We start from the raw sequence: 16,704 nt of genomic DNA, 5'->3' as shown, positions 1-16,704 counted from the left end.
CGACCGGATGGGCGTCGAGGTACGGGAAACGCTGGTCACGCTCGGCAGCCGTTACGTGCGCAGGGGCCCCGGCACCTTCGGGAAGGCGGCGCTCGCCGCACGCTGGCTCGATCCCCATCTGCGTGAGCATCCGCGCCGCAGGGTCGTCCGGGCCCGTTTCGGCGGCCTGGTCGCCGTGGACACGCAGGACCTCATCCAGCGGTACCTGTACCTGTTCGGGGTGTGGGAACCGCACCTGACCGGCTGGCTGCGGCGCAGGCTGCGTCCGGGGGACGGCTTCGTCGACGTCGGGGCCAACATCGGCGTCTTCAGCGTCCTCGCGGCGCAGCTCGTCGGTGACGCGGGCCGGGTCGTGGCGATCGAGGCCTCCCCCGACGTCCATCGCCGCCTGGTCGGGCACGGGCGGCTCAACGCCCACGGCAACATCCGCGCGCTCAACGCCGCCGTCTCCGACGGCCACAGGACCCTGACCTTCGTGCTCGCCAGCTCACGCAACCTGGGCGCGAACAGCATCGTCCCGTACGAGGGTCCGGCGGAGTCCACCTTCGAGATCGAGGCACGGCCGCTGCCGGAGCTGCTCGAACCGGCGGAGATCGCGACCGCCCGGGTCATCAAGATCGACGTCGAGGGCGCGGAGGGGAGCGTCGTCCGGGGGATGGCGCCGATGCTGGCCGGTCTGCGGCCGGACGCGGAGATCAGCGTCGAGGTGGCCCCCGAGCGCATGGCGCGGCTCGGGGACCGCGTCGACGACCTGCTGTCGGTGATGCGCGAGGCCGGGTTCCACGTCTACCGGCTCGCCAACGACTACGCGCCCGGGAGCTACCCGCGGGCGCTGCGCGGTGAGCCCGGCGTGCCGGTCCGGTGGCGGGGGCCCGTGGTCGAGGAGTGCGACCTGATCTTCTCCCGGGTGGATGCGGAGACGCTGCCCTGACGGGGGCGGGCGTTCCGTGGCTGCTTCCGGCTCACGGACGCCGTCGCGAGCTCGGCCACTGCCACCCGGAGGAGGCCAGCGCCCGTGCCCTGGCCTCCACCACCGCCATGCGGGCATGGCGCTCTTCGGGGTCCACATGCGCCGCCTGGCCGGTCACCTGGCCCTCCCACTTGCGGTAGAGGAGGCCCACCTCCGCGGAGAACCACCCGCGGCTCACGGCGTTGAGGGCCAGCAGCAGGCCGGTGTCCTCGGAGGCCGGAAGGGCCATCCAGCCGCCCAGGGCGAGCAGCAGCTCGCGTCGCACCAGGAGCGTCGCCGGGTGGACCTGGGCACGGAAGTCGTTCGCCTTCCAGAAGGCGAGCACCTCCCCGCGCTCGATCGGTCCGTGGTCCGGGTCGCCCGGGAAGCCCGCCGTCGAGCCGTCGGGCAGGAGGTCCAGGACCCGTGACGTCGCCCAGCCGATCGCCGGGTCGGCCTCGAGGGCGGCCAGGTCGCGGGCCAGGGTGCCCGGCGGGAGCTGGTCGTCGGCGTCCAGGACCTTCACGTACGGTCCGTCCGCGGCGGCCAGCGCCAGGGTGCGGGCCACGCCGGGGCCGCCCTGGCGTCCGTGCCGTCCCTGCCGGAAGACGATGCGCGGGTCGTCGGGCACGTGCGGCCGGACGTCGTCGGTCCGCCCGTCCTCCTGGACCACCCAGCGCCAATCCCAGCCGTCGGGCAGCTTCTGCTCGCACAAGGACGCGTGTGCCTCCGGCAACAGAGGGGCCGAGGGGCCGTGGACGGCCGTGACGATGACGATGTGCCGGCTCACGGCGGGCACTCACCACCTTTCCAGTCGCGTCGTGAAGCGCAGCTCCGTGCGGTCACCGGGAAGCGTGACGTCGGAGACGTCCACCACGCGGTCGTCGATGTCGTACGAGATCTTGCGCAGCATGATCACAGACGTACCCGGCGGCAGGTCCAGCGCCGCGGCCTCCTGAGGGGTCGGCGGGCGGGCGGTGAACCGCTCCTCCACGCGGTCCAGCTCGATGCCCACGGTGTACAGCTGGTTCTGCGTGCCGCCCGGCCAGGGTTCCCTGGTCTCGTCGAGGAGATCGGGGTTCCCCGCGATCCTGTCGCGGACGAGGTGGGAGATCACGAGGCTGAAGGGGGCGGTTTCGGCCGAGCACCGCGTCCGGTACTCGCGTCGCAGCAGCACGGTCCCCTCGGGGACGCCGAGGAGCTGCGCCAGCTCGCGGTCGGCCCCGACCTCGCGGTACGTGGCGTGGAAGACGAGGTCCTCGGTGTGAAGGCCGGTTTCGTGCTCCGTGGCGCCGGTCTCGGCCCGGGTGCCGTGGGGGCGGCGGGCCCGGTCCTTCTCCCACTGGTGCCGGCGGTTGTCCCGGACCGCCGTGGTGCGGGGCCGCCGTTCGTATGCCTGTGGCACGGGTGTTCACCGGTTTCCGGTCCGTCGTGGGGTGGTGGGGGTCCTGTGCTCGCGCACGGCGGCGGCCCGGCTGCTCGGTGGAGCGGCCGGGCCGTTTCTCGCGTGCGGTGCGTACGCAGATCGCCGTGACGTCGGTGTCGGGTCGGGCGGCGGGCGCGGCGCGGCGGGTGCCGGGGCGCCGGTCCGCTCAGCGCTGGAGAGGGGCGCTGTGCTGGGTCGAGGGCTGGGCGGTGCCGTCGGACGCGGGGTCGGCTGCGGCGGTCTCGGCCGTGGCGGCGGTGGTGGTCGGGCGGTGACGGCAACTGGGGGCGGCGTTGTGGGCCTCGGCGTGGATGCGCTGTTTCATCGTGGGGGGCAGTGCGCCGGAACGTGCCGAGGACCACCCGAGGATCGGCAGGGGAGCCGTCTCGTCGGGGGTGGTGCACTCGGCGTCGGTGTTGCTGTGCGTCCGCGTCTGCGGTACGGCCGCGGCGGCGGTCGTCGAGACGAGTCCGAGCGCCGTGAACAGCGCCAGGAAGGCGGTGACGATGGTGGTCCACAGGCTGAGGACCTTGTTCCGGGCCATGGCCCCTCACTTTCGGGTTGGGCGATTTGCGTACTTTCCTCATGATGTGTATGAGGGCCGCGAAGTGGTGGACCGACGCCCGTGGCGCGGCGTTGTTCAGATGAACACCACCCGGATGGCCGCAAGGGGGAGGAAAAGGTGCGCAGACGGGAGGGACACGGGCAAAGTCACCGTCCGTGGAGAGGTGATCACCCTCTGATCGGAACGGGCCGATCCGCTGCTAATGGGCTCCGGCGGCCGGTAGTTGGCCCCCGGCGCAGGTCACCGATCGGTATCGGCCGGTGTGTATAGTCGGGCGCCAGAGGTCCCCTACGTCAAGGAAAGACGAGGTCGCGCGGTGAAGAAGCTTCTCCTGGTCGCACTGGCCGCCATCGGCGGGCTCCTCGTGTACCGCCAGATCCAGGCGGATCGCGCCGAGCAGGATCTGTGGACGGAGGCGACTGACTCCGTGCCCACGGGTTCGTGAGTACGACCGACAACCGGTCCTGAGCAGACCCCGGCCGTCCTACGGTCGGGGTTTTGTGTTGCCCGGATCCGCCCGCGGGGGCGCGGGAGCGCTCGGGCGCGCGGCAGGATGGGCCGGCACGGGCAGGAGTACGAGCGCGAGCGCGAGGGGTGGCGGGTGATGGGGCGGTGGTGTACGGCTCGGGGGCGTGCCGGACGGCGTGCCGGATCGGGGCGTGAGCGTCGTCCGCCCGCACCGTTGCCGGCGCTCGTGCGGCCGGCCGTGGTGACCGTCGTACTGGCCACGGCCGCTGCTCTGCCGGGCGGCGCTGCTGTGGCGGCCGGTACGGCCGGTACCGCTGGTACGCCCCGTGGATACGCGTTCGCGGAGGACGCCCGGCGGATCGAGGGGGCGAGCGGCACCGCGGGCGCCGTGTCGCTGGATCCCGGCACCACCTACCGCAGCTCCCTGCCGCGCAGCGGCACCGTCCACTACCGCCTGGAACTCGACGGCGCCTCCCACACCTACGTCTCGGTCACCGCCGTACCCGGCACCGACGCCGAGGTCACCGCCGCCGACGGCATACGGGTGGCCGTCGAGGACGCCGACGGCGGCTCCTGTTCCCTGGACGGCGCGACCTTCGGCGCCGCCCACAGCCCCCGCCCGGTCACCGCCCTGGTGGCCCGCGAGATCGTCCCCGGCAGGACACGCTGCCAGGACCCCGGCACCTACTACGTCACGGTCGAGCGGTCCCGCCCGCAGGACTCCCCGCCACAGCCCTGGGACCTGGAACTCACCGCCGTCACCGAGCCGCACACGCGGGGCGACGGCGTCACCACCGCCCCCGAGTCGTGGGACTCCGCCTCGCCCGCGCCTCTCACCGGCGAGCCGGAACGCCGCGCCGGTGGCAGCGGCTTCGCCGACGCCGCCCCCGTCGGACAGGGCGCCTGGCGCGACGACATCCGGCCCGGACAGTCCCTCTTCTACAAGGTCCCCGTCGACTGGGGCCGCCGCCTGCACGCGAGCGCCGAACTCGGTGGCTCCGGCAGCGGCTCCGGCTACGCCACCAGCGCGCTGCGCCTGGCGCTCCACAACCCCGTGCGCGGCGAGGTCGACGACGCGGCCAAGGGCTACACCGGCCGCCCGGCCACGGTCGCCCTCGCTGCCCTGCCTCCGGTGGACCACGCCAACCGGAACTCGCCCGACGGGCAGGTCAGTGCGGTGCGGTTCGCCGGCGCGTACTACCTCGTCGTGCATCTGGCTGCCCAGGTGGCCGACGACTTCGGCGAGGGTCCCTTCGGAATGACGCTGCGCGTGCGGCTCACCGGCGCGGCGGAGGCGGGGCCGGAGTACGCGGGGGAGCCGGTGCCGAAGGGCGCCTTCGAGGTCTCGGCACAGGAGCGGGCGACTGCGCCGGGGGTCGGGGGCCAGGACGAGGGCGAGGGCGACGACCTCGCCATGAAGGCGGTCGCCGCGGGCGGGATCGGCACCGGCAGCCTGCTGCTCGTGGGCCTGGGCGTGTGGACGGCCACGGCCCGGCGCCGGGCCGGCGGGACGTAGCCGGCGGGCAGCCGGCCTCAGATCCGGGTCAGGGCCCAGAAGCCCACGGCGTAGCAGGCCAGCGCGAGGAGCAGGACCGGTACCGCCACCCGCGCCGGAGGACCCGGGCGACGCCGCCGCCGTGCCCTGCGGCGCTGCGGACGCGGCTGGGCCGACGGCGGGCCCTGCGGGGTCCGTGCGGTGTACGACGCGGTGGGGACGTCGTCGCGCTGCCGATCCGCCAACGGCGGTGCGTACGGGGGCTGGTACGGCGTACTGCTGCCCGGATCGGCCAGGTGCCGGGCGCGCGGCTGCGGAACGGGCACGGCGGCCGGAGGCGTGCCGGTCACCGGCGGGGGCGGCAGACGGAAACTGCCGGTCTCCGACATGACAGACGCATGCCCCACCTCGGACGACGCCGTGGCCGACGCCCCCGGCGCGGTGGGGAACGGGTCCGTGGGCGGAGGGGGTGGTGTGCCGTCGGGGGCGGGTGGCGCCGGGGCAGGAAGGGGCGGTGTGCCGTCTGCGGTGGGCGGGGGCTGCGGCGGGGTGCCGGTCGCAGTGGACGGGGACGACGGGGATGGGGACGGAGTGGGGCTGTCGGTCGGGGGAGGTGGTGGCGGGGCGGGCGGTGCTTCCCCGTTGGCCGGGTGGCGGGGGTCCGGTGGTGGGGCGTCCAGTCCGGCTGCCCGCTTGTGGGGTCCGTCGGGGCCGAAGCCCGGGGGCAGTGGGCCGACTTGGTCGAAGATCTCGATCAGCTCGTCGTCGGGTCCCGGCTCCGGCAGGAGCTCCGCGGCCGCGGCCAGCGCCTTGCGCGCCCCCGTGGCGGTACGGAACCGCGCCGAAGGGTCCGGCTGCACCAGCGTGGCGACGATCTGCCACAACGGCTCGGGAATCCCCTGCGGGGCGGGCGGCGTCCCGTGGTCGGCGAAGTACTGCACCAGCGCCTTGGCGTCCGGCTTGGCGCCCTCCAGCAGGTACAGGGCGACCAGGCCCACGGCGAACAGGTCCGCCGGGAAGTCCGGGTCCGAGCCCATCATCTGCTCCGGCGCGAGGTAACCCGGCGTCCCGACCACGAGGTTGGTCTCGGTCAGCCGGGGCTCGCCCAGCCGCATCGCGATGCCGAAGTCGGACAGCCGCAGCCGGGGCCGGCCCGTCCCGGTCGCCTCGAGCAGCAGGTTGGCGGGCTTGATGTCGCGGTGGACCACGTCCTCCCCGTGCACGGCGGCCAGCCCGGCCAGCAGCTGGTCGAGGAGCGTGCACACGAACGCGGGCGGCAGGGGACCGTAGTCCCCCACCAGGTGGACGAGCGAGCCGCCCGTGACCAGGTCCATGGTGAACAGGACCTGGTCGTCGTCGGCGGCCCAGCTGGCGGGCGCGAGGACGTGCGGATGGTCGATCCGCAGCGCCTGCTCACGGACGAAGCGCAGCAGCGCGTGCGCGTCCCTCTGCTGCAGCACCTTGGCGGCCACGTACCGTCGCCGGCGGTGGTCCCAGGCCCGCCACACGGCACCGGCCCCTCCGCGGCCGATCGGATCGACCAGCTCGTACCGGCCGGCGAAGACCTCACCCATGGCTGTGTGCCGCTCCTCCCCCTCGCGCCACTGCCCGGGGTCCGGCCGCCGAGCCGTTCGGCGGCCGGACCCCGGGGATCAGTTCTGGTGGGACTGGTAGTGCGCGACCGCGTCCGACGTACGGCCCGCGCCGTACACCCGGAGGAACTCGGACAGCTCCGGGTGGGTCGAGGAGAGGGCGTCCGCCGCGTCGATGATGTCCCCGGCCGCCGCCACCGAACGCAGCAGTGACTGGATCTCACGGACCACCCGCTTGACCGTGGGCGCTCCCGAACTGTTCGTCGTGTGCGTGGTGTTGCTGAGCACCGAGCCCCCCTGCGACTTCTTGATCTCGTCCATGCGCTCGGTCGCCTCGGCCGCGCTCACGCTGCCGTCCGCGACCTGCCCCGCCAGGTCCTGCAGCAGCTGCACCCGCTGGACCACCGCGGGATTGCCGATCTTCGCCCGCTGGCCGCTCATCAGCTGCGACAGCATCGGCGCGGACAGCCCCAGGACCCCCGCGAGACGAGCCTGGTTGAGACCGAGATCGTCGATAAGCCTACGGAAGAGCGCCCCCAACGGCTCCCCGTACCAGTTCCGCTGCAGTTCCCGCGCTCTTGCGGTGGCTTCCTGCTGTGCGGCGTCCATTGCGTCTCCCCATCGCTTCCCCAAAAACCGCAGTTCGCTCCAGCGAACCACGCCGAGCATCTTACGGAGCGTGGTTGTTCCCGGGGAGCCCCAATCATTTGTGAGATACCGGGGGCGACCCGGTACTCTTGTCTGCGGCGCCCGTCGGCACGCGGTATCCCGGCCGGACGTCTTCTTCTTCGGGGCCTTAGCTCAGTTGGTAGAGCGCTGTCTTTGCATGGCAGATGTCAGGGGTTCGACTCCCCTAGGCTCCACTCTGCTCCACACCTTGCACCCCCTGATCTGCGGAAACGCAGTCAGGGGGTTCTTTTGTGCCGCGGGCGTGGTGAACATGCCGAAGTCGCCCGAGATCGGCAAGTAGGAGCGGGAAGCTGTGCGTCGGCGTCCTGGGCTGTTGCCATGAGGTGGTCGCTTTCCTCCGTGGAGAAGGGGGTCTCACAGGATGCGGACCACAACACTGGGCAGGGACGGGCCGGTCGTCGGCCGGCTCGGGCTGGGCGGGATGGGCCTTTCGTACCGGTACGCCCCGGCCCTGCGGGACAAGGGCAAGGCCGTGTCGCTGGTCCAGCAGGCGGTGGACCTCGGGGTCAACCTCGTCGAGACGGCCGGCGCCTACGCGGCCGGGGACAACGAGCGGCTGATCGGCGAGGCGATCCGCGGGCGCCGGGACGAGGTGGTGCTGTGCACCGGCGGCGGTCTGCTCGGTGACCCGGACGGCGTGCTGCGGCCCGCGGGAGGTCCGCGGGCGCTGAGGGCCGCGGTCGACGAGAGCCTGCGCCGGCTGCACGTGGACCACATCGACCTCTACCTGCTGCGCCGCGTCGATCCCGGCGTACCGCTGGAGGAGAGCTGGGGTGCGCTGGCCGAGCAGGTCTGGGCGGGAAAGATCCGCATGCTGGGGCTGCCCGTCGTCACCGTGCAGGAGGCCCGCGCCGCCGAAGCCGTGCACGAGGCGGCGGCGATGGCCGCCGAGGTGTCGCTGTTCACGCGCTGCGGTCTCGACGACGTCGTGCCGTACGCGGTGGAGCGCCGGATCGCGCTGCTGGCCGGTGCCCCGCTCGGCCGCGGCCTGCTGGCCGGTGCGCTGTCCCGGTCCGACGATCTGCCGGTGGACGACTGGCGGCGCACCCAGCCCCGCTTCGCGCCGCGCGCCATCCGCCACAACTTCGCGCTCACGCAGGCCGTCGCCCACGTGGCCGCCCGCCACGGGGTCACCCCCGCGCAGGTCGCCCTGGCGTGGCTGCTCCGGCTCGGCGAGCACGTGGTGCCGCTGCCCGGCACGAGGGCGCCGGACCACCTCGCGGAGAACCTCGGCGGCGACCGGGTTCGCCTGACCGAGCAGGACCTGACCGACCTGGAGTTCCTCCCCTACCCGGCGGGGGCTCCCGAGGTATGAGCGGAACCGATCTCACGCCACTGCCCCTGACGGCCCCCTCTTCTGGAGCTCTTCACATGACGGCCTCTCTGGTACGGCAGGTCGTCCCGCGGCCGCGGGCGACGACGACCCGCGTTCACGGGACCACAGCACCCGGCTTCGCCTCCGTGCGCCATGTCTTCGAACGGGCCTGCCGGGCCGCGGGTCCGCCCGGTGCCCAGGGAGCCGCGCTGGCGGTCGTACGGGACGGTGAACCCGTCGTCGACCTGTGGCACGGCACCGCCGACCCGGCCGCCCGGACGCCGTGGACCGGCGACACCCTCCAGCCGGTGTTGACGGGATCCCACCAGATCCTGGCCACGGCGGTCCTGCTGCTCGCCGACATGGGCGCGCTCGAGCTGGACCGGCCCGTCGCCGAGTACTGGCCGGAGTTCGCGGCGCGCGGCAAGGGCGCGGTGACGCTGCGGGACGTGCTGACGTTCACCGCCCGCCTGCCGGGCATGGCGGCGGACCTCGACCAGCGGGACATCGAGGACCCGCGCATGATGGCCGCGCTGCTCGAACTGCACAGTCCGGAGGACGATCCCCGGGCCGGCGGCGTGCTGCACGGGCCGTGGACCGCCGGGTGGATCGTCGCCGAGGTGGTGCGCCGGGTCGACGGCCGCGATCTCGACCTGTTCTTCCTGGAGGAGATCGCGGGCCCGCTGGGCCTCGACATCCACTTCGGCCTCGTCCCCGACCAACTGCCGCAGGCCGCGCGGATCTCGTACGACGAGGGCTTCCGCGCCCGTTTCCCGGCGCCGGGCAGTGGGGTGGGCGTCGACGAGGCGGAGCTCGTCGGGCGGGTGTGGAACAACCCGTCGCCGTTCCCCGCGGACGCCGGGGTGTGGAGCGAGAGCCGACGGCGCCACGCGGTCGTCCCCTCGCTGGGGGCGTACGCGTCGGCCCGTGGTCTCGCCGGGCTCCAGGGTGTGCTGGCCGCGGACGCCGTGCGGGCGCCGGGCGAGGAGCCGCTGCTGTTGTCGCGCCGCACGCTCGACCAGGCGCGGAGCTTCTGGGTCGAGGGCCTGGACCCGCTGCTCGGCGGGATCAGCGCGTACGGCGAGGGCGGCCTCCAGCTCCTCGACGAGGGCCTCCACCCCGCCGTCTGCTCCGGTGCCTTCGGTCACCAGGGTCCGGGCTCGGTCGCCTACCAGGCCTGGCCCGCGGCCGGGGCCGGGGTCGCCTGGGTCTGCAGCCGGCTGACGGCGGGCCCCGGGGCGGGGGTCCTGGACGAGGTGGCGAGGGCGCTGCGGGCCGCCTGAGTCACGGCCTGTACGCACGGCGCGGGTCGGAATCCGCCCTCAGGTGGGTTCCGACCCGCACCACATCGAGACCGTCCTGCCCGTCCTGCCCGCCCCGCCCGTCCTGCCCGCCCCGCCCGTCCTGCCCGCACGGCCCGTCCGGCCCGGCCGCTCGGCGGCGAGGCCGTGGAGGACGATCTCCCAGACCGCGTCCGGGGTCGCGTCGTGGGAGGCCATGGCGCCCTCCGCGAGATGCGCCAGCAGGGCCACGGCGTCCTCGGTGGACACCCCGGGACGGAGCCGGTGCGCGCCATCGGCCCGGTCGAGCAGGCCCCGGAGCACGGGAAGCCAGGCCTCGGCCAATGGCGGCGCGCCCTCGGGACGGTCGGCCTCCAGGCGGCGCGCGGCGCGTACGAAGGGGTCCTCGTGGACCAGCCGGGCCAGCGAGCCGATCAGGGTGCGCAGTCCCCGCAACGGGTCGGTGGCGGCCGCGAGGCCTTCCAGGCGGCGCACGAAGCGGGCGCGCCCGGCCAGGCGCACCTCCTCGGCCAGGGCGGTCTTGCTCCCGAAGTGGAAGGTCAGCGAGCCCATCGAGGTCGTGGCCCGCCAGACCACCCTCTGGAGGGAGGCGCCGTCGTAGCCGCGCTCGGCGAACTCGTCGGCGGCCGCCTCCAACAGGGCCTGACGCGTTCTGGCGGCCCGTTCCTGCATGCGCCTTCTCCTTAGACCTCGGCAAGTAGTCGTACTCTCGAAGAAAAATATAACGAACGTTCTCTATGTTTGTTAGTCTGAACGGAGACGGCTCACCTGGGAGGGACCTGCAGTGACGACGATGCATGAGACGCCCGGCATGGCGGCGAGCCGACCGCCGGCCGACCTGTCCCGGCGTTTGTTCGGCCATCTGCACCGCTCTGACCAGCAGCGTTGGGGGCATGTGTATCTGCAGGGGCTGATGCGGACGCAGGGGAAGAAGACCGTGCGCCGCATGGCGGCCGTCGTGACCGGCTCGGAGGCGGCGTCGGCGTCGCTCCATCAGTTCGTCAACGCCAGCCCGTGGGAGTGGGCCCCGGCGCGCGGCGAGCTGGCCCGCTGGGCCGTTCAGTCACTGCCGGTACGGGCCTGGACGCTGGCGCCGGCGGTGCTGCCCAAGCGCGGCAGCCACTCGGTCGGGGTGCACCAGCGCTTCCTGCCGGAGTCCGGGCGCACCGTCAACTGCCAGCTGGGGCTCGGCCTGTTCCTGGACGCCGGGCGGGCACACGTACCGGTCGACTGGCGGCTCTTCCTGCCTCCCCGGTTCACCCGCGACGAGGCGGTGCGCGACCGGGTGAAGGTGCCCGCGACGGCGGAGGCCGAGCCGCTGTGGGCCCACGCCCTGCGCCTGGTCGAGGAGATGACGTCCTGGTCGAACGGGGGGACGGCGCCGGTGGTGGCCGACCTGACGGCCCTGTGCGACGTCGTGCCGCTGGCGCAGCGGCTGCACGGCAGCGGGCACTCCTTCGTCCTCGCCCTTCCGGGCCAGACCACCCTCGCCGATCCGGAACTGCCGCCCGGTGAACGGGAGTCGGTGCGCGGGCTGCTGCTGCGCCGGGGAGTACGGCACCCGGTGGGGGCGGGCCGGCAGGTCGTCTCCTACGACACGCCGGTGCGCGGGCTGCGCCCGGACGGTGAGCCCGGTCGCGGGGCGGGCAGGCTGCTGGCCGAGTGGGACGCGAGCGGCGGGCGCCCGGACCGGATCTGGCTGACGAACATCACCGACCGCCACCCGGCCGAACTGCTGGAGCTGGCCCGTTCGCCCCACCGGGCGCAGGGCGCGATCCGCCGCATGGGCGAGGACTTCGGCCTCCTCGACTTCGAGGGCCGGTCCTTCCCCGGCTGGCACCGGCACATGACCCTCGTCTCGGCCGCCTACGCGTGCAGCACCCTGGAGGGCGTTGGCCGCTGAATCATGCTTGCATCTACAAGTGCATAGCGACCGGAGCCCATCTTTGTGGGTCCCGATACTCCCCAGATGGTTGCATGGGCATGTATCTTGTTGTCAAGTGCAGTCCAGAAGGGGAGTCGTTCCATGACGAGCCACCAGCAGCCACGCGCCGCTTCCGATCAGGCCATGTGGGAGGCCGTCCTAGGCCTGCACGCCTTCGTGGAGCGTCAGCTCGCGCACACCCTGCAGCGCCGCCACGGCGTCGGTCTGTCCGAGTACCGGGCCCTGGAGGTCCTCACCGGGGCCGAGGCGGGCGAGTGCCGCATGCAGGAGCTCGCGGACCAGATCGGTCTGGGGCAGAGCTCGGTGACCCGCCTGGTGGGGCGGCTGGACAGCGCCGGCTACGCCTACAAGGACAACTGCGCCGACGACAAGCGCGGTGTCTTCGCCGTCATCACGGACGAAGGGCGCAAGCGCTACCAGGAGGCCCGTGCCACGTACGCCGACGTGCTCAGTTCGGCCCTCAACACCGCGAGCGGCGACGACCGGTTCGCCCGCGCGGTGCAGGCGCTGCGCAGCGCCTGACGCGAACGCGGCAGACGGCGGGAGGTGTCCGGGGTGACCCGGCCTCCCGCCGTCTTTTGCATGTGCGGGCTTCTTTTCCGGGAGGCCGGTCAGTGACCCGGATCACGTCTTCCCGCTATCTATATGCTTGACCATGCAAATACAAACCCGTAGGTTCTCTCTCGAAGCCAAGAACGCCAATCCACTGAGGGGGGACCGTTGCCTTCGCCTCGCCTGTTGCACGCGATCGGCCGGCACGTGCAGGAACAGCCCGACAGCGCCGCGCTCGTCAGCGCCGGCCAACCGGTCACCTACGCAGACCTGGAGCGGCTGACCCGCCGCGCCGCCGCGGACCTCGCCGGCGCCGACTTCGGCCCCGTACGCGCCCTGTGCGTCCCGGCCCACAAGTCGCCGGAGACCATCGCGCTGCTGCTGGCGGCCTGGCGGCAGGGGATCAACACCCTGGTCCCGTCGCCCGGTCTGGGCACCGCCGCCCTGTCCACGCTCGTCGCCCAGGCCCACGGCCCGCTCTCGGCGGCCGCGGTTCCCGGTGGCGGCGCGACCCTGTCACGGGAGGAGACCGACCCCACGCTGTCGGACGGCTTCAGCGCCCCCGACCCCGAGGAGTCGCTGCTGACCCTCACCACCTCCGGGTCCACCGGCGTGCCCAAGCTCGTCCCGGTCCGCATCGAGGCCTTCGACCGCTTCGGCGCCTGGGCCACGGCGAAGTTCGGGCTCGACGGCGGCACGAGGTCGCTGAGCTTCTCGCCGCTCAACTTCGACCTGGCGCTCCTCGACGTCTGGACGGTGCTGCAGGCCGGCGGCACCGTCGTCCTGGCCGACGCCGGAGCCAGCGGGAACGCCGGCTATCTGCGTGAGCTCGCGCAGAGCAACGAGGTGACGCTGGTCCAGGGAGTGCCGCTGCTGCACCGGCTCCTGGCGGCGGACGGCGCCCGCTACCCGTCGGTCCGTACGGCGGTGTTCACCGGGGAGGCCGTCTCCGAGCAGGGGCTGCAGGACGCCTTCGCCGCCTGTCCGGCCGCCCGCTTCCACAACGTCTTCGGCTGTACGGAGACCAACGACAGCTTCGTCCACGACATCGACCCGGGCGCGTACGTGCACCCGCTGCCCATCGGCACCCCGATCGACGGCACCGACGCCGTGCTGCTGATCGAGGGGGCCGACGGCACCGAGGTCCTCCAGGGGCCCGGCACCGGGGAACTGCTGGTGCACACCCCGTTCCAGACCTGCGGCTATCTGGAGCAGGCCCGCAACGCGCACGCCTTCATGCCGGACCCGCGGGGCGGCGGCGCCATGTTCTACCGCACCGGCGACCTCGTCCACCGCGACGCCGACGGCCGCTACTTCCTCCAGGGGCGCACCGACTTCCAGGTCAAGGTGCGCGGCGTGCGCACCAACACCCTGGAGGTCGAGACCGTCATCGAGGCCCACCCGGACGTCGTCGAGGCCGCCGTCGTCGCACTGCCCTGCCCCGAGGCCGGCACCCGGCTGCACGCCGAAGTGGTGCGCCGGGACGGCACCTCCCTGAGCTCGCTGGGCCTGCGGGCGTACGCGGCGAAGCACCTGCCGCGGCACGCCGTGCCCAGCTCGGTGGGGCTGGGCGGCACTCCGCTGCCGAAGACCCCGACCGGCAAACCGGACCGCAATTCGATCAAGAACACCCAACTGAACGGAGCCTCTTCATGAGCACCGGCACCCACGACCCGATCCGCGACTACATCGTCCAGGACTTCCTGGCCGGTGAGGACACCGAGGACCTGACCGACGACTTCGACCTCATCGAGAGCACCGTGGTGAACAGCCTCGGCCTGGTCCGCCTCATCTCCTGGATATCCGAGACGTACCGCATCCCCGTCGACGACATCCCGCTGGAGCCGGCCGCCTACCGCACCCTCGCGGACATCCGGAACTTCGTCGGCCAGGCCGCTCCGGCCGCGGTCTGACGCGCCGCTTCCTCCCTGCGCACCACCCGCATCCGCCCAGAGCACAGTGATGACAGGAGTACACGCCATGATCGTCCGTTCTCTTTCCGACGTCCCCGCGGTCGAGTGGGGCAACGGCACCAGCCACCGCCTGCTCACCGAGGCCGACGGCATGGGCTTCACCGTCTGCGAGACGCTGGTCCGCCAGGGCACCTCCAGCTCGCTGCAGTACCTCGGCCACCTGGAGGCCTGCTACTGCATCGGCGGCTCGGGCGAGGTCGTCACCAAGGACGGCGTCCGTCACAAGATCATGACCGGGACCATCTACGCCCTGGACAAGAACGACGCCCACCACCTGATCGCCTCCGACGACGAGGACCTCCTCCTCGTCTCCGTCTTCAGCCCGGCGCTGCGTGGCGACGAGAAGCACTCGCTCTCCGAGGACGGGTTCTCCCGCTACTGATCCGCGATGCCGGGTGCGGGGCCGCGCCACCGCCCCACCGCGGCCCCGCACCCGGTGCCCACTCCCCCCCGCCCGATCGCCCGGCGCTCAGCGAAAGGCAAGGCAGAACACGCATGGCAGCAGACAAGGCCGCAGACACCTACGGCGTCACAGCCCCGTACGGCGACGAGCTGAACGACGACGTCGCCCGCTGGGACCGCGCCGCCGAGTTCCCGCACGAGAAGTGGAAGCCGCTGCAGCGGTCCGGGCTCTTCACCCTCCCCTTCGCGCCGGAGTACGGCGGCGCCGGCCGGACGCTCACCGAGACCATGGCGGCGCTGGAGGGTCTCGGCCACACCAGCCGGGACGCCGGCCTGAACTTCTCGGCGTCCACGCAGATCGTCAGCGTCGGCATCCCGCTGCAGGCGTTCGGCTCCGACGACCTGCGCGAACGCTACCTGCCGCAGGTCACCTCCGGGCAGGCCATCACCGCGCACGCGATCACCGAGCCGGACCACGGCTCGGACGTGATGAACATCCGGACCACAGCCGTCCGCGAGGGCGACGAGTACGTGCTCAACGGCGGCAAGCTGTTCATCACCAACGCCCCGGTCGCCGACCTCTTCCTGCTCTACGTCCGCACCGGCAAACCGGGCGCCTTCGGGCTGAGCACCTTCCTCGCCGAGCGCGGCACGCCGGGCCTGACGGTCGGCGAGCCCCTGGAGACGATGGGGCTGCGCACCTCCCCGATCAGCGAGGTCACGCTGAAGGACGTCCGGCTGCCCGTCGGCAACCGGCTGGGCAGCGAGGGCGCCGGCTTCCTGATCATGGATTACGTGATGAAGCGGGAGGTCCTCTTCTCCTTCGCCGTCAACCTCGGGGAGATGACCCACCGACTGAAGCGGGTGGTCGAGCACGCCACCACCCGGCAGCAGTTCGGCAGCGCCATCGGCAAGAACCAGGCGGTCGCCCACAAGATCGCGGACATGAGGATCGCCGTCGAGACGGCCCGGAAATGGCTGTACGACACCGGCCGCAAGGTCGAGCAGGGCACGGACGCCTCGCTGGACGTGGCCGCCACCAAGATCGTGGTCAGCGAGGCCAACCAGCGCACCGCCCAGGACGCGATCCAGATCTTCGGCGCCCGCGGCTACCTGACCGGCACCGGCATCGAGCGCGAGCTGCGCAACGCCGCCGCCGGCTCCATCTACTCCGGCACCAACGAGATCCAGCGCAACTGCATCGCCGCCCTGATGGGCCTGTGACGAGAGGCACCCGCATGACCGACACCCTGGCCACCCACCCGGCCGACGCCACGTCCGAGCAGCTGACCGCCGACGACCGCGCCCGGCTCACGGCGGCCACCGACTTCCTCGATCACGAGCACGAGACCGTCAGGGCCTTCGTCGACAAGGCCCTGGGCGACATCGACCGCGATGCCGCCGACCCGGTCGACCTCGCCGTCGCCCTCTACTACGCGGTGCGCGACGGCATCCACTACGAGGTCTACGGCGCCGACCTGTCGCCGCAGGGCCTCAAGGCGTCCAGCGTCATCGCCGGCGGCAAGGGCTTCTGCCTGCACAAGTCCGTGCTCTACGCCGCCTGCTGCCGCGCCGTCGGCATCCCCGCCCGGCTGCACTACAGCGACGTCCGCAACCACCTGGCCTCCGACCGGCTGCGCTCGTACATCGGCGGCGACGTCTTCTTCCACGGCCTGGCCACCGTGTACCTCGACGGCCGCTGGCTGAAGGTGACCCCGGTCTTCAACAAGCTCCTGTGCCGGCTGTACGGCATGACCCCGCTGGAGTTCGACGGCCGCTCCGACAGCCTCTACCACCCCTTCGACGCGCAGGGGCGGCAGAGCATGGAGTTCCTCACCGACCACGGCGACTTCGACGACGTCCCGTACGCGTTCGTGATGGCCACCATGCGCCGCAAGCACCCGAAGTTCCTGGACGACGACGGCACCGGCACCGTCAGCGGCGGCTCACTCGCCGACGAGGCGGCCTGAGGCCGCGGCGCCGTACGCCGCATCCGTGCACGAGGACAGCAGAAGACCGGCAGAAAAGCAG

At 72.6% G+C, this 16,704-nt stretch carries 17 protein-coding genes, 1 tRNA gene and 1 pseudogene; 13 read left to right on the top strand and 6 right to left on the bottom strand.

From position 1 onward, the window contains the following. The first annotated feature begins 7 nt into the window (after window positions 1-7). Window positions 8-931 (top strand): FkbM family methyltransferase, encoded by a 924-nt coding sequence (locus ACIGO6_RS14635; protein ID WP_399875512.1) that lies wholly within the window; start codon window positions 8-10, stop codon window positions 929-931. 31 nt (window positions 932-962) lie between these two features. Here the strand turns inward: ACIGO6_RS14635 and ACIGO6_RS14630 are convergent, their stop codons facing one another. From ACIGO6_RS14630 to ACIGO6_RS14620, 3 genes and pseudogenes are all read right to left on the bottom strand, one after another. Beyond that, window positions 963-1,739, bottom strand: a complete 777-nt coding sequence (locus ACIGO6_RS14630; protein ID WP_399875510.1) for a glycosyltransferase family 2 protein — start codon at window positions 1,737-1,739, stop codon at window positions 963-965. A gap of 9 nt (window positions 1,740-1,748) precedes the next feature. Beyond that, a pseudogene (locus tag ACIGO6_RS14625) lies at window positions 1,749-2,342 on the bottom strand (UTRA domain-containing protein); the annotation flags it as partial. 199 nt (window positions 2,343-2,541) lie between these two features. After that, complete coding sequence (locus ACIGO6_RS14620; RefSeq protein ID WP_399875508.1) at window positions 2,542-2,919, bottom strand: DUF6344 domain-containing protein; 378 nt, start codon at window positions 2,917-2,919, stop codon at window positions 2,542-2,544. A 337-nt stretch (window positions 2,920-3,256) separates the two neighbouring features. Here ACIGO6_RS14620 and ACIGO6_RS14615 point away from each other — a divergent pair, with 337 nt between their 5' ends. Together ACIGO6_RS14615 and ACIGO6_RS14610 are read left to right on the top strand one after the other, a co-directional pair. Next, window positions 3,257-3,385 (top strand): DLW-39 family protein, encoded by a 129-nt coding sequence (locus tag ACIGO6_RS14615; RefSeq protein ID WP_003999697.1) that lies wholly within the window; start codon window positions 3,257-3,259, stop codon window positions 3,383-3,385. Between the two features lie 159 nt (window positions 3,386-3,544). After that, window positions 3,545-4,924 (top strand): hypothetical protein, encoded by a 1,380-nt coding sequence (locus ACIGO6_RS14610; RefSeq protein ID WP_399875858.1) that lies wholly within the window; start codon window positions 3,545-3,547, stop codon window positions 4,922-4,924. Between the two features lie 17 nt (window positions 4,925-4,941). Here the strand turns inward: ACIGO6_RS14610 and ACIGO6_RS14605 are convergent, their stop codons facing one another. Then, window positions 4,942-6,477: a serine/threonine-protein kinase gene (locus tag ACIGO6_RS14605; RefSeq protein WP_399875506.1), complete on the bottom strand. Its 1,536-nt coding sequence runs from the start codon at window positions 6,475-6,477 to the stop codon at window positions 4,942-4,944. Between the two features lie 78 nt (window positions 6,478-6,555). After that, a complete protein-coding gene (locus ACIGO6_RS14600) occupies window positions 6,556-7,104 on the bottom strand; it encodes a helix-turn-helix domain-containing protein (RefSeq protein WP_399875505.1) in 549 nt (182 codons plus the stop codon). Window positions 7,105-7,285: 181 nt separating this feature from the next. Here ACIGO6_RS14600 and ACIGO6_RS14595 point away from each other — a divergent pair. From ACIGO6_RS14595 to ACIGO6_RS14585, 3 genes are all read left to right on the top strand, one after another. Beyond that, window positions 7,286-7,358 (top strand) — tRNA-Ala (locus ACIGO6_RS14595). A 188-nt stretch (window positions 7,359-7,546) separates the two neighbouring features. Further along, complete coding sequence (locus ACIGO6_RS14590; protein ID WP_399875504.1) at window positions 7,547-8,500, top strand: aldo/keto reductase; 954 nt, start codon at window positions 7,547-7,549, stop codon at window positions 8,498-8,500. Between the two features lie 56 nt (window positions 8,501-8,556). Next, the gene (locus ACIGO6_RS14585) at window positions 8,557-9,783 is read left to right on the top strand and encodes a serine hydrolase domain-containing protein (RefSeq protein WP_399875502.1); all 1,227 of its coding nucleotides are present in this window, start codon (window positions 8,557-8,559) and stop codon (window positions 9,781-9,783) included. 39 nt (window positions 9,784-9,822) lie between these two features. Here ACIGO6_RS14585 and ACIGO6_RS14580 read toward each other — a convergent pair whose 3' ends face one another. After that, window positions 9,823-10,473 carry a TetR family transcriptional regulator gene (locus ACIGO6_RS14580; protein WP_399875500.1) on the bottom strand — a complete coding sequence of 217 codons (651 nt, stop codon included), beginning with the start codon at window positions 10,471-10,473 and terminating at the stop codon, window positions 9,823-9,825. A 121-nt stretch (window positions 10,474-10,594) separates the two neighbouring features. On the opposite strand from ACIGO6_RS14580, the gene ACIGO6_RS14575 reads away from it, so the two are divergent. The 7 genes from ACIGO6_RS14575 (at window position 10,595) to ACIGO6_RS14545 (ending at window position 16,643) form a co-directional block, all read left to right on the top strand. Then, window positions 10,595-11,704, top strand: a complete 1,110-nt coding sequence (locus ACIGO6_RS14575) for an IS701 family transposase (protein WP_399875856.1) — start codon at window positions 10,595-10,597, stop codon at window positions 11,702-11,704. A 123-nt stretch (window positions 11,705-11,827) separates the two neighbouring features. Continuing rightward, a complete protein-coding gene (locus tag ACIGO6_RS14570) occupies window positions 11,828-12,268 on the top strand; it encodes a MarR family winged helix-turn-helix transcriptional regulator (RefSeq protein ID WP_399875498.1) in 441 nt (146 codons plus the stop codon). Window positions 12,269-12,466: 198 nt separating this feature from the next. Next, a complete protein-coding gene (locus ACIGO6_RS14565; RefSeq protein ID WP_399875496.1) occupies window positions 12,467-13,954 on the top strand; it encodes an AMP-binding protein in 1,488 nt (495 codons plus the stop codon). Beyond that, window positions 13,951-14,211 carry an acyl carrier protein gene (locus ACIGO6_RS14560; protein ID WP_399875494.1) on the top strand — a complete coding sequence of 87 codons (261 nt, stop codon included), beginning with the start codon at window positions 13,951-13,953 and terminating at the stop codon, window positions 14,209-14,211. Before ACIGO6_RS14565 ends, ACIGO6_RS14560 begins: the two co-directional genes overlap by 4 nt. A 67-nt stretch (window positions 14,212-14,278) precedes the next feature. Then, a complete protein-coding gene (locus ACIGO6_RS14555) occupies window positions 14,279-14,653 on the top strand; it encodes an ectoine synthase (RefSeq protein WP_399875492.1) in 375 nt (124 codons plus the stop codon). Between the two features lie 113 nt (window positions 14,654-14,766). Continuing rightward, a complete protein-coding gene (locus ACIGO6_RS14550; RefSeq protein ID WP_399875491.1) occupies window positions 14,767-15,897 on the top strand; it encodes an acyl-CoA dehydrogenase family protein in 1,131 nt (376 codons plus the stop codon). Window positions 15,898-15,911: 14 nt separating this feature from the next. Next, a complete protein-coding gene (locus ACIGO6_RS14545) occupies window positions 15,912-16,643 on the top strand; it encodes a transglutaminase family protein (protein WP_399875489.1) in 732 nt (243 codons plus the stop codon). Window positions 16,644-16,704: the final 61 nt, after the last annotated feature.

It is taken from the genome of Streptomyces sp. NPDC053750, from assembly GCF_044544295.1.
Taxonomy (GTDB): Bacteria; Actinomycetota; Actinomycetes; order Streptomycetales; family Streptomycetaceae; genus Streptomyces.
Note: the sequence above shows the minus strand (reverse complement) of the source record. Positions and strands in the feature narration are given on the sequence as shown.

What these genes read in the sequence shown, in the direction of transcription:
- ACIGO6_RS14635 (WP_399875512.1), top strand. Translation starts at nt 8, where the DNA reads ATGGGCGTCGAGGTACGGGAAACGCTGGTCACGCTCGGCAGCCGTTAC.
- ACIGO6_RS14620 (WP_399875508.1), bottom strand. Translation starts at nt 2,919, where the DNA reads ATGGCCCGGAACAAGGTCCTCAGCCTGTGGACCACCATCGTCACCGCC.
- ACIGO6_RS14610 (WP_399875858.1), top strand. Translation starts at nt 3,545, where the DNA reads ATGGGGCGGTGGTGTACGGCTCGGGGGCGTGCCGGACGGCGTGCCGGA.
- ACIGO6_RS14605 (WP_399875506.1), bottom strand. Translation starts at nt 6,477, where the DNA reads ATGGGTGAGGTCTTCGCCGGCCGGTACGAGCTGGTCGATCCGATCGGC.
- ACIGO6_RS14600 (WP_399875505.1), bottom strand. Translation starts at nt 7,104, where the DNA reads ATGGACGCCGCACAGCAGGAAGCCACCGCAAGAGCGCGGGAACTGCAG.
- ACIGO6_RS14590 (WP_399875504.1), top strand. Translation starts at nt 7,547, where the DNA reads ATGCGGACCACAACACTGGGCAGGGACGGGCCGGTCGTCGGCCGGCTC.
- ACIGO6_RS14585 (WP_399875502.1), top strand. Translation starts at nt 8,557, where the DNA reads ATGACGGCCTCTCTGGTACGGCAGGTCGTCCCGCGGCCGCGGGCGACG.
- ACIGO6_RS14580 (WP_399875500.1), bottom strand. Translation starts at nt 10,473, where the DNA reads ATGCAGGAACGGGCCGCCAGAACGCGTCAGGCCCTGTTGGAGGCGGCC.
- ACIGO6_RS14575 (WP_399875856.1), top strand. Translation starts at nt 10,595, where the DNA reads ATGCATGAGACGCCCGGCATGGCGGCGAGCCGACCGCCGGCCGACCTG.
- ACIGO6_RS14570 (WP_399875498.1), top strand. Translation starts at nt 11,828, where the DNA reads ATGACGAGCCACCAGCAGCCACGCGCCGCTTCCGATCAGGCCATGTGG.
- ACIGO6_RS14560 (WP_399875494.1), top strand. Translation starts at nt 13,951, where the DNA reads ATGAGCACCGGCACCCACGACCCGATCCGCGACTACATCGTCCAGGAC.
- ACIGO6_RS14555 (WP_399875492.1), top strand. Translation starts at nt 14,279, where the DNA reads ATGATCGTCCGTTCTCTTTCCGACGTCCCCGCGGTCGAGTGGGGCAAC.
- ACIGO6_RS14550 (WP_399875491.1), top strand. Translation starts at nt 14,767, where the DNA reads ATGGCAGCAGACAAGGCCGCAGACACCTACGGCGTCACAGCCCCGTAC.
- ACIGO6_RS14545 (WP_399875489.1), top strand. Translation starts at nt 15,912, where the DNA reads ATGACCGACACCCTGGCCACCCACCCGGCCGACGCCACGTCCGAGCAG.